9 protein-coding genes and 1 pseudogene are annotated in these 11201 nt (G+C 72.2%); 3 read left to right on the forward strand and 7 right to left on the reverse strand.

Annotated features, from left to right (window positions below; genetic code table 11):
- Positions 1-154: 154 nt before the first annotated feature.
- The 4 genes and pseudogenes from F8271_RS26305 to F8271_RS26320 form a co-directional block, all read right to left on the reverse strand.
- Positions 155-1042, reverse strand: a pseudogene (locus tag F8271_RS26305) (aldo/keto reductase); the annotation flags it as partial.
- Positions 970-1533 carry a hemerythrin domain-containing protein gene (locus F8271_RS26310; RefSeq protein WP_151492525.1) on the reverse strand — a complete coding sequence of 188 codons (564 nt, stop codon included), beginning with the start codon at positions 1531-1533 and terminating at the stop codon, positions 970-972. The pseudogene F8271_RS26305 and the gene F8271_RS26310, both read right to left, overlap by 73 nt.
- Before the next feature lie 62 nt (positions 1534-1595).
- Positions 1596-2933 carry a low temperature requirement protein A gene (locus F8271_RS26315; RefSeq protein WP_151492514.1) on the reverse strand — a complete coding sequence of 446 codons (1338 nt, stop codon included), beginning with the start codon at positions 2931-2933 and terminating at the stop codon, positions 1596-1598.
- Between the two features lie 45 nt (positions 2934-2978).
- Positions 2979-3269: a hypothetical protein gene (locus F8271_RS26320; RefSeq protein WP_225854777.1), complete on the reverse strand. Its 291-nt coding sequence runs from the start codon at positions 3267-3269 to the stop codon at positions 2979-2981.
- Positions 3270-3387: 118 nt separating this feature from the next.
- Between F8271_RS26320 and F8271_RS26325 the strand changes: the two genes are divergently transcribed.
- Positions 3388-4323, forward strand: a complete 936-nt coding sequence (locus tag F8271_RS26325) for an SDR family NAD(P)-dependent oxidoreductase (RefSeq protein WP_151492516.1) — start codon at positions 3388-3390, stop codon at positions 4321-4323.
- A gap of 65 nt (positions 4324-4388) precedes the next feature.
- Here F8271_RS26325 and sucB read toward each other — a convergent pair whose 3' ends face one another.
- Entirely contained in the window at positions 4389-6227 is a 1839-nt protein-coding gene (gene sucB / locus F8271_RS26330) for a 2-oxoglutarate dehydrogenase, E2 component, dihydrolipoamide succinyltransferase (protein ID WP_151492517.1), read from the reverse strand.
- A gap of 67 nt (positions 6228-6294) precedes the next feature.
- Positions 6295-7725 (reverse strand): dihydrolipoyl dehydrogenase, encoded by a 1431-nt coding sequence (gene lpdA, locus F8271_RS26335; RefSeq protein WP_192580464.1) that lies wholly within the window; start codon positions 7723-7725, stop codon positions 6295-6297.
- Between the two features lie 140 nt (positions 7726-7865).
- Between lpdA and F8271_RS26340 the strand changes: the two genes are divergently transcribed.
- A complete protein-coding gene (locus F8271_RS26340) occupies positions 7866-8192 on the forward strand; it encodes a hypothetical protein (RefSeq protein ID WP_151492520.1) in 327 nt (108 codons plus the stop codon).
- Between the two features lie 39 nt (positions 8193-8231).
- On the opposite strand, the gene F8271_RS26345 is transcribed toward F8271_RS26340, so the two are convergent.
- Entirely contained in the window at positions 8232-9806 is a 1575-nt protein-coding gene (locus F8271_RS26345) for a leucyl aminopeptidase (protein WP_151492522.1), read from the reverse strand.
- A 163-nt stretch (positions 9807-9969) separates the two neighbouring features.
- On the opposite strand from F8271_RS26345, the gene gcvT reads away from it, so the two are divergent.
- The gene (gcvT, locus tag F8271_RS26350; RefSeq protein WP_151492524.1) at positions 9970-11100 is read left to right on the forward strand and encodes a glycine cleavage system aminomethyltransferase GcvT; all 1131 of its coding nucleotides are present in this window, start codon (positions 9970-9972) and stop codon (positions 11098-11100) included.
- Positions 11101-11201 lie beyond the last annotated feature (101 nt).

Consider the following 11201-nt stretch of genomic DNA (forward strand, 5'->3'; position numbering starts at 1 on the left):
CGCGCCGCGCTCACCGCCGACGGACGGACCCTCGCGCAGGGCGCGCTCGGCTGGCTGTTGGCCCGCACTCCCCGCGCCGACCTTGCAGTTTCTGTCGCCGTTCTGCCCGGCCACGTCCGTTCTGTCGGGACAGAAACTGCACGATCGACGAGGGTCAGGCCGGGCGCAGGTCCGCGAGCAGGTGCTCCACCTCGGCGTACGCCTCAGGGCTCAGCGGGCCTCGCTCCAGGGTTTTCAGGTTCTCCTCGGCTTGGGCGACCGTGCGCAGGCCGGGAATCGGGACGGTACGCGGGCTGCGGGCCAACAGCCAGCCGAGCGCGCCCTGCGCGAGGGTCCGTCCGTCGGCGGTGAGCGCGGCGCGCACCTGCTCGACACGGGCCGCCCAGCGTGGCGTCGGCCGGCCGTCGGTGAACCACTGGAGCCACTCGGGAGGCCGCCCCCGTACGTCGTCCGCGTCGAGCGTCCGGGTCGAGCCGGTGAGCAGCCCCATCGCCAGCGGCCCCCGGTTGAGGCTGGCCAGGTCGTGACGGTCGCAGACCGCCAGCACCGCCGCGTTGTCGCTGAGCACCGACTCGTCGTGCTGGATGGCGGCGCAGTGCGCGCCGGCCGCCGCGAACGCCTCCGCCGACGCGGGGTTGTCGGTGCTCCAGCCGTACGCCCGGATCTTGCCCTGGTCGACCAGGTCCTCCAGGGTGCCGACCAGGTCGAGCGCGGCGGGCACCGGCAGCGCGTTGATGTGCAGTTGGTAGAGGTCGACGTGGTCGGTGCCGAGGCGGCGCAGGGAGTCCTCCAGGCTGCGAACCGCGAACGCCGGGCTGGCCTCGGTGCCGAGTGCCCGGCGGGTCGCCTCGTCGCTGACGTTGCCGAACTTGGTGGCGATCACCGCGCGGTCCCGGCGGCTGGCGAGCGCCCGGCCGAGGATCCGTTCGCTGTGCCCGGCGCCGTAGTTGCTGGCGGTGTCGAACAGGGTCACCCCGAGGTCGAGCGCCCGGTGGATGGTGCGGATCGACTCGTCGTCGACCTCGCCCCAGCCGAACGGCTGCCGGCGTGACCGGGTTGGCCGGTGAGCGCGTTCAGCGCGGTCACGAGTCGCTTCTCCTCGTACCGGAAGTGCGACTCCAGCAGCGCGGCCAACCCGTCCAACTCGGCGCGTACCTGGGCCGCCGGCATCGGCGTGTCGGTGCCCAGCAGATCCTCGACGCGGTGCAGGATTCCCGCCACCACCTCGTGGTCGGTGATCAGGTTCGCGATGACCGGGCGTAGCTCGGGGACCTGGTCGGCCAACAGCCGGAACGCTCCCTCGTCCTCGCCGGTGTGGTGGCGGCCCAGGGCGGCGCAGAAGGTCAGGCAGTGTGCGCGCAGGTCCCGTGACCGGTCGGGATCGTCGGGGTGGTCGAGGCCGTCCCGGAGGCGGGCAAGCTCCGTACTGAGCCAGAGATGAATCTCGATCATCTGGTTGCCGACGGCGGCGAGCCGGTCGGCCGGTGAACTCTTCGGGTGCACGTTCGTCCCATGCTGTCCCCGCGCCTCCATGCCCACGGCGGCCTTCGTGCCGGGTGCACCGCGACGCTGGCCGGGAGTCTATCCCGGCGGGCTCACGGCGTGGTGGGCTCGTCGGTCTCCCGGACGTCGTGCCAGCGCGCACGCCACGCGGCCTCGTGGGCCTCGTGACTGGTTCGCTCCTGGAAGACGACGGCGCGCAGCGCGTGCCGGGACTTCGACATCACCAGCACCTCCACGGCGACCAGCGCCACGCAGATCACGGTCGCCAGGGTGAGCGCGCCCAGCGCGGGCAGGTGCTGGCCGATCGGCAGGGCGACCGTCAGCGCCACGATGACGCCGACGCGGGTCCAGGTGACGGTGTGCAGGGTACGGAGCTGGAACAGGATGTTGACGGCGTAGTAGCAGATCAACCCGCCGAAGAGCATCGGTACGGCCGGTCCCTCGATCCGTTCGGTGATCCCGCCGGCGGGGTCGGTGATGTGGTGCAGGATCTCCTCGTTGCCGATGGAGAACAGGATCACCCCGGCGATCATGGGCAGGTAGAGGTACGCGTACGCGTCGCGGGCCATCGCCACCCGGGGGCTGCCCTCGGCCGCGTGCAGGGCGATCCGGGCGGCCGGACCGATGAAGTCGAAGTGCGCCCACCAGAGGGCGGCGGTGACCACGATGCTGAGCGTGGCTGCCGCCACCGCCGGCCAGGTGACCGGCTTGCCGAGCAGGTTGCCGCCGACGCCCGTGGAGATCACCGACTCACCCAGCGCGATGATCAGGATGAGGTCGTAGCGCTCGGTCCAGTGCTCGGCGCTGGTCACCCCCCAGCCCCAGGTGCCCACGATGAAGCCGGTGGCGTACTGGACGACCACGACGGTGATCCACAGGCAGTCGCGGACCAGCGCCGCCCGGCCGGGGTCGTCGATCAGGGGCGGGACGAGCGCGGCGGCCAGCAGCAGGACGATGCTGGCCGCCAGCTCGGGGGCGAACCGCCGTAGTTGCCGGCGTTCCTGCGGGCTGTCCCGCACGACATGCTGATAGAGGACCCAGTGGATGCCGCGGACCACCACGTAGCTGGTGGCCACCAGCATCGGGCCGGCGGTGCTGCCCTTCGGGTCGCTGAACGCCTGCGGCAGCGCCAGCGCAAACGCGAACAGGGCGGCCATCGCCACCACCATGAGCACCGGGACGTAACCCTCGCCGAGCCGGACCCGGGTGGCGACCAGGCTGTGCACGACCCAGCACCACCAGAGCACGGCGAGCACCAGGCCGGCGTGCAGCAGTTGCCGGCCGGAGATGTTCGCGGCGGTGGCCCGGGTGATGATGAAGAACGAGAAGACGAAGACCAGGTCGAAGAAGACCTCGAACTTGTCCACCCGGGCGCCGGGGGCGATCGGGACGGCCGGCCCCAGCTGCCCACCCCGCCGGTAGCCGCCCACGGTCCCACTCTGGCAGCGTCCGGCCTGCTCGGAGGCAGGAACCGGTCAGTCCGTCCGGCGGTGGCGCAGGCCGTCCATCAGCAGGTCGAGCAGGCGGTCGGCCTGGTCGCGTTCGCCGGCGGCGAGGCTGATCCCGCTGAGGCCGGCCAGCACGTCGGCGACGTCGACGTCGGCCCGCACGGTGCCGGCCGCGCCGCCCGCGGTGAGCGGCCGGCCGAGCGCCTCCAGCAGGCGGTCGCGGCTCTGGGCGTACGGGTTGGCACCGGAGGCGATCACCAGGCGGAGGGCGTCGGCCATGCCCCGCTTGGTGGCCAGGTAGTCGACGAACCGGGACATCCAACAGCGTTACCTCCGGGCCGGGGCGGGAAAACGCCTGGACCGCGGCCTCCAGCAGCCGCTCGCGGTTGCGCAGCGCGTCCGCCCGCATGCCGCCCTCCCCGGACAAGGATGGATCATGACGACGAGCAACCCGATCACCACTTCGTTCGGCCCGCACTCCACCGCCATGGACGTGATCAAGGGCATCGACCTCGTCGGGCGGCGGGTGATCGTCACCGGCGGATCGTCCGGCATCGGCGTGGAGACCGCCCGTGCCCTGGCCAGCGCCGGCGGGGAGGTCACCCTGGCCGTCCGCAACACCGACGCCGGCCGGAAGGCCGCCGACGACATCACCGCCACCACCGGCAGCGACCACATCCTCGTCGCCCCGCTCGACCTCGCCGATCAGGGCTCGGTCGCCGACTTCGTGGCCAACTGGGACGGCCCGCTGCACATCCTGGTCAACAACGCCGGCATCATGGCCGCACCCCTGAGCCGGACACCGCAGGGCTGGGAGATGCAGTTCGCCACCAACCACCTCGGGCACTTCGCGCTCGCCACCGGGCTGCGCCCGGCGCTCGCCGCCGCGGACGGGGCCCGGATCGTCTCGGTCAGCTCCGCCGCCCACCTGCGCTCACCGGTGGTCTTCGACGACATCCAGTACGAGCGCCGGGAGTACGAGCCGTGGCAGGCGTACGGGCAGTCGAAGACGGCCAACGTGCTGTTCGCCGTGGAGGCGACCCGCCGCTGGGCGGACGACGGCATCCTCACCAACTCGCTGATGCCCGGCGCGATCCGGACCAACCTCCAGCGCTACGTCAGCGAGGAGGAGCTGAACCGGCTGCGCTCGGGCAACGCGGCAGCCTGGAAGAGCGTCGAGCAGGGTGCCGCCACGTCGGTGCTGGCCGCCGCGTCGCCGCTGCTCGACGGTGTCGGCGGGCGCTACTTCGAGGACTTGCAGGAGGCCGCCCCCGCCACGCCCGGCGGGCGGACGGGCGTCGCCGAGTACGCCCTGGACCCGGAGGCCGCCGAGCGGCTCTGGGAGGTGTCGACGGCCCTGCTGAAGAGCTGAGCGCCGGACAACGGACAGGGCGCCCCGGTCGTCGACCGGGGCGCCCTTTCGGCGTTGACGCAGGATCAGGCCAGACCCAGCTCCGACTCGAAGTTGCCGGCCTCCAGCCGCTCCTTGACCGAGGTCAGGAAGCGGGCCGCGTCGGCGCCGTCGATCAGGCGGTGGTCGTAGGACATGGCCAGGTAGACCATCGACCGGACCGCGATGACCTCGCCCAGGTCCGGGTCGTTGACCACGACCGGACGCTTCACCACGGCACCCGTGCCGAGCATCGCCGACTGCGGCGACGGCACGATCGGGGTGTCGAAGAGGGCGCCCCGGCTGCCGGTGTTGGTCAGCGTGAAGGTCGCCCCGGCCATCTCGTCCGGAGTGATCTTGTTGGCCCGGGTGCGCTCGGCCAGGTCGGCGATCCGCTTGGCGATGCCGCCCATGTTGAGGTCACCGGCGTTGTGGATGACCGGCACGAGCAGCCCGCGCTCGGTGTCCACGGCGATGCCGAGGTGCTCGGCGGCCGGGTACGTGATCGTGCCGCCCTCCAGGTCCATGCTGGCCTGGATGATCGGGTGCGTCTGGAGCGCCTCGATGGCGGCGAGAGCGAAGAACGGCAGGAAGGACAGCTTCACGCCGTGCTTGGCCTGGAACGAGTCCTTGGCCTGGGTCCGCAGCTTGGCGACCCTGGTGACGTCGACCTCGACGACCGTGGTCAGCTGCGCCGTCTCGTGCAGCGACTGCTGCATCCGCTTGGCGATGGTCGCGCGGATCCTCGGCAGCTTCTCCGTGGTGCCCCGCTTGGCGCTGGGCTGCGGCTTGGCGGCCGGCTTCGCCGCGGCGGCCGACGGCGCGGCGGCCGGCTGAGCCGCCGGAGCCGGCGCGGCCTTGGCGGCCTTGGCCTTCTCGGCCGCGTCGAGGACGTCCTGCTTGCGGATCCGGCCACCCACGCCGGTGCCGTTGAGCGTGGACAGGTCGACGCCGTGCTCGCTGGCCAGCTTGCGCACCAGCGGCGTGACGTACCCGGCGGCCTCCTCGCCGCCACCCTGCGCGGGCGCGGACGGGCGCGGCGGCGTCGACGTCGGCGCGGACGGCTGCGCGGCCTGCTCGGTCTTCGCCGGCTGCGCCGAGCTCTCGGTCTCCGCGGCCGGCTCGTTGTACGACATGCCCGGCGTCGGCTCCTCGACCTTCGCCTCCGGCTTCGGCTCGGCCTTCGGCGCCGGCGCGGCCTCCGCCGTCGGCTCGGGCTTCGCCTGGGCGGGCGCACCACCGGCGACGCCGATGATGGCCAGGTCGGCGCCGACCGCCGCGGTCTCGTCCTCGGCGACCTTGATCTCCAGTACGGTGCCCGCGACCGGAGACGGGATCTCGGTGTCCACCTTGTCGGTGGAGACCTCCAGCAGCGGCTCGTCGACCTCGATGGTCTCGCCGACCTGCTTGAGCCAGCGCGTCACCGTACCCTCGGTGACGCTCTCACCCAGGGCCGGCATCTTCACCGCGGTGCCCTCGCCCGACGACGCGGGGGCGGGCGCCGGCGCCTCGGCCGGTGCCTCGTCCTGCGCGACCTCGTCGGCGGTGCCCTCGGCGGCGGCCGTCGGCTCGGTGACCGGCTCGACCGACTCGGCCGGGGCCTGCTGCTGCTCCTGCGGGGCGGCCTCGCCGCCACCGGTCGACTCGCCCTCACCGGCGATGACGGCCAGCTCGCTGCCGACCTCGGCGGTCTCGTCCTCGCCGACCACGATCCGGCTCAGCACGCCCGCCGCGGGCGACGGGATCTCGGTGTCGACCTTGTCGGTCGAGACCTCGAGCAGGGGCTCGTCGACCTCGACCGTGTCGCCCTCCTGCTTGAGCCAGCGCGTGACGGTGCCCTCGGTGACGCTCTCGCCGAGCCGGGGCATGGTGACCGATACCGGCATGTTCTCCAGACTCCTTCATTCCCCTTGGGGGATCTTCGCCCGTCGCCGGACGCCGCGGTTTGGGTGATCAGGCGTGCGCGTGCAGCGGCTTGCCGGCGAGGGCCAGGTGCGCCTCGCCCAGGGCCTCGTTCTGGGTCGGGTGGGCGTGCACGAGCTGGGCGACCTCGGCGGGGTACGCCTCCCAGTTGTAGATGAGCTGCGCCTCACCGATCAGCTCACCCACCCGGGCGCCGACCATGTGGACGCCGACGACCGGGCCGTCCTCGACCCGGACCAGCTTGACGAAGCCGGTGGTCTTGAGGATCTGGCTCTTGCCGTTGCCGCCGAGCGGGTAGTTGTACGCCTGGACCTTGTCGGCCCCGTACTGCTCCTTGGCCTTCGCCTCGGTGAGACCCACCGACGCCAGCTCCGGGTCGCAGTAGGTGACCCGCGGGATGCCGACCTCGTCGATCACGGCCGGGGTCTGCCCGGCGATCTCCTCGGCGACGAAGATGCCCTGCTGGAAGCCGCGGTGCGCGAGCTGGAGGCCGGGCACGATGTCGCCGACCGCGTAGACGTTCGGCACGCTGGTACGCAGCCGCTCGTCGGTCAGCACGTAACCGCGGTCCATCGTGACGCCCTGCTCCTCGTACCCGAGGTTGGCGGTGTTCGGGCCGCGACCGACGGCGACGAGCAGCAGCTCGGCCTCGACGGTCTCGCCGCCGGAAATGGTGAGCTTGACGCCGTTCTCGGTCTTCTCGACCTTCTCGAACGGCTTGCCGACCTTGAAGTTGATCTTCCGCTTGCGGAACGCCCGCTCCAGCGCCTTCGACGACTCCTCGTCCTCGGCGGCGACCAGCCGGGGCAGCGCCTCGACGATCGTCACGTCCGCGCCGAAGGACTTCCACACGCTGGCGAACTCGACGCCGATCACGCCGCCACCCAGGACGATCACCGACGACGGCACGCGGTCCAGGGTCAGCGCGTGGTCGCTCGTGATGATCCGCTCGCCGTCGACCTCCAGGCCGGGCAGGCTCTTGGCGTACGAGCCGGAGGCCAGGATCAGGTTGCGCCCGGTGTAGCGCTTGCCGTCGACCTCGACGACGTTCGTGCCGACCAGCTTGCCGGCGCCGGCCACGAAGGTGATGTTCTTCGAGCCGCCCACCAGGCCCTGCAGGCCCTTGTACAGGCGGGAGATCACGCCGTCCTTGTACGAGTTGACCCCGGCCATGTCGACGCCCACCAGCTCGGCCTTCACACCGAACTGCTCCGACTCGCGGGTCTGGTCGGCGACCTCGGCCGCGTGCAGCAGCGCCTTCGTCGGGATGCAGCCGTTGTGCAGGCAGGTGCCGCCGAGCTTGCCCTTCTCGATCAGCGCGACCGAGAGGTCCAGCTGGGCGGCGCGCAGCGCCGCCGCGTAGCCGCCACTGCCACCTCCGAGGATGACGATGTCGAAGGTCGCTTCGTTCGGCTCGCTCACGTCCAACTCCCAGGTCGCGTCACTGCATTCGGGGGTCACTACGGGTTAACACGGACACACCCCACCTCGGTCATCTTGTCACCACCGGGCACGGGGTGCGTAGTGAGGTGCCCAACGACACGTCATCGACACGTACCCTTGGCTCCGTTGTCGATGACGTCAGGTGGGGGAGAGGTCCGGTGGGGTTGTTCCGGCGCCGCAAACAGGCGCGTGTGCCGAGTCACGACCGCGCGGCCGACCGAGGCGATCTGACCCACCTGGAGAACTTCATCCGGAGTCGGCGGGGCGTCGAGGCGTTCATCGAGCCCCGCACGACCGTGACGGAGACCACCGTCATCCTGATCGCCGACGACGGGGAGTGGACCCGCCGGCGGATCGACGGCCCCGACGGCGCCCGGCGCTTCGCGTACCGGATGGGCATCCCTGTGTACGACGTCCGGCTGATGGGCTACCCGCAGCGGATGCGCGACTACAACGAGCGACGCAAGCGCCGCCCCGAACGGTGATCGGGGCGCCCGTCACGACGGGTGCCCCGATCAGCGACATCAGCCGTTGGTGGCGACGTCCTCGACCAGCTGCACCAGGGTGCGGACCGGCACGCCGGTGCCGCCCTTGGTCCAGTAGCCGGTCGGCTCACCGGAGTGGTAGCCCGGCCCGGCGATGTCGATGTGCGCCCAGGCCACGTCGTCGGCCACGAACTCGCGCAGGAACACGCCGCCCTGCAGCATGTGACCGGCCCGGTCCATCCCGGCGTTGACCTGCGAGATGTCCGCCACGTCGGAGTCCATGCCCTTGCGCACGTCGTCCGGCAGCGGCATCGGCCAGGCCGGCTCGCCGACCGTGTCGCCGACCACCCGGACCCGCTCGCACAGCTCCGGGGTGCCCATCACGCCGGCCATCCGCTTGCCCAGCGCGATCACCTGGCCGCCGGTCAGGGTGGACGTCTCGAACAGGTAGTCGGTGCCGTCCTCGCAGGCGCGGGCGATCGCGTCGGCCAGGACCATCCGGCCCTCGGCGTCGGTGTTGAGGACCTCCACCTTCTTGCCGCTGTACATGCTGATCACGTCACCCGGCCGGTAGCTGGTGCCCGACGGCATGTTCTCCGCCATCGGCAGGTACCCACTCACCGCCACCGACGGCTTCAGCGCCGCGATCGCCAGCATGGCGGCACCCACCGCGGCGGCGCCCGCCATGTCGGACTTCATCTCCCACATGCCCTGCGCCGGCTTGATCGAGATGCCGCCGGTGTCGAAGGTGATGCCCTTGCCGACCAGCGCGACCCGCTTGCCGTTGCCGCCGCCCTGCGGGGTGTAGGTGAGCTTCACCAGCCGCGGCGGCGCCTCCGAGCCCTGCCCGACCGCGATGATGCCGCCGTACCCGCCGGCGGCCAGCGCCGCCTCGTCCAGCACCTCGACCTCGAGCCCCGCGTCGCGGGCGGCGCCGGCCACGGCGTCGGCGAACGACGGCGGGCGCAGCTCGTTCGGCGCGGTGTTCACCCAGTCCCGGCTGAGCCGGACCGCGCCGGCCACCGCCTGCGCCCGGGTGATCTCCGCCTGGGCACCCGCGTCGCCGGCGTCCGGCACCGCGATCAGCACCTCGGCCACCGGCTCGCGCCGGGTCGGCTGCGGCCGGGTCTTGTAGCCGGCGAACCGGTACCCGCCGAGCAGCGCACCCTCGGCGACGGCGCGCAGCGCGGCCGGCGCGTCCGCGTCGTCCGGCAGCGGCATGGCCAGCGCCACCTTCGGCGCTCCCGCCAGGGCGCGGACGGCCGAGCCGGCGGCACGGCGCAGCGTCTCCGGTGCCGGGGCGGCGCCGGACGGCTCCGCGCCGAGCCCGACCGCGACGACCAGCGGGGCGGTGACCGTGCCCAACGTGGCCAGCTTGATCACCTCGCCCGGGCCACCGGTCGCGCCGAGCAGCGCCAGTGTCTCGGTCAGCTTGCCGTCGAACGCGGCGGCGATGCTCTCCGCGCCGCTGGCGAGCAGGAGGGTGCCGGTGAGGCCGCTGGTGGCACCCTGCTCTCCGGTCTGGCTGTGCACGCCGATCACGATCGCGTCGACGGCGAGCTCCGCGGGGTCGGTGTCGACCAGGCTCAGGGTGGTGGTGCGGGGCGATGTCACTGAAGCTACTCCGGGCGGGCCGGGCCGGTCGCGGCGTCGCGTACCGGCGATGAAGGTCTCCGGCGGAACCTACCCGCCAGACGTCAGGGCTGTCCCGCCGATCGTGCCGGCAGGGGTCCCGCCGATGCTAACCAGCCACGTTGCCCCCGGTAAGTTGCCACCCATGACCGACGTGACCTCCGACGCCGCCGCGACCCGGCTGCGCCGTTCCCCGCTGCACGAGCGGCACACCGCCGCCGGCGCCAAGTTCGCCCCCTTCGGGGGCTGGGAGATGCCGCTGGAGTACGCCGGAGGCGGGGTGCTCAAGGAGCACACCGCGGTGCGTACCGCGGTGGGGGTCTTCGACGTGTCGCACCTGGGCAAGGCGCGGGTGAGCGGCCCCGCAGCGGCCGACTTCGTCAACGCCTGCCTGAGCAACGACCTGGGCCGCATCGGCCCCGGACGGGCGCAGTACACGCTCTGCTGCGACGACGCCACCGGCGGCGTGGTGGACGACATCATCGCCTACCTGTACGCCGACGACCACGTGTTCCTCATCCCGAACGCCGCGAACACCGCCGAGGTGGTGCGCCGGCTGCGCGCCGCCGCGCCGGAGTCGGTCACCGTCACCGACGAGCACGAGGCGTACGCGGTGCTGGCCGTGCAGGGCCCCCGCTCGGCCGACCTGCTGGGCGCCCTCGGCCTGCCCACCGAGCACGGCTACATGAGCTTCTCCGCGGCCAGCCTCGACGGGGTGGAACTGACCGTCTGCCGCACCGGCTACACCGGCGAGCTGGGCTACGAACTTGTCGTGCCGGCGGAGCACGCGGTGGCCGTCTGGGACGCGCTCAACGCCTTCGGCGAGGTGTTCGAGCTGCGTGCCTGCGGGTTGGCGGCCCGGGACACGCTGCGCACCGAGATGGGCTACCCGCTGCACGGGCAGGACCTCTCGCTGGACATCACGCCGGTGCAGGCCCGCTCCGGCTGGGCGGTGGGCTGGGACAAGCCGGCCTTCTGGGGCCGCGACGCGCTGCTCGCCGAGAAGGCCGCCGGCCCTCGCCGTACGCTGCGCGGCCTGGTGGCCGTCGACCGCGCCATCCCGCGACCGGGAATGACCCTGCACGTGGGCGACGAGCAGGTCGGCGAGGTCACCAGTGGCACCTTCTCGCCGACCCGCAAGCAGGGCATCGCGCTGGCCCTGCTGAACACCGACGCCAACCTGACCGACGGCGACGAGGTCGAGATCGACATCCGAGGCCGCCGCGCCCCCCTGACCCTGCAGAAACCCCCCTTCGTCAACCCCTCAGTGAAGTAACTGCACCCGGGGGCCGCACCCCTGTGGTGATCATGAGGTTGACGGGTCATTCGGAGATCGAACTCACCGTCAACCCCATGATCAACTCTGTCGGCCGGTGG

Source organism: Micromonospora sp. ALFpr18c (assembly GCF_008868155.1).
In the GTDB taxonomy this organism is placed as follows: Bacteria; Actinomycetota; Actinomycetes; order Mycobacteriales; family Micromonosporaceae; genus Micromonospora.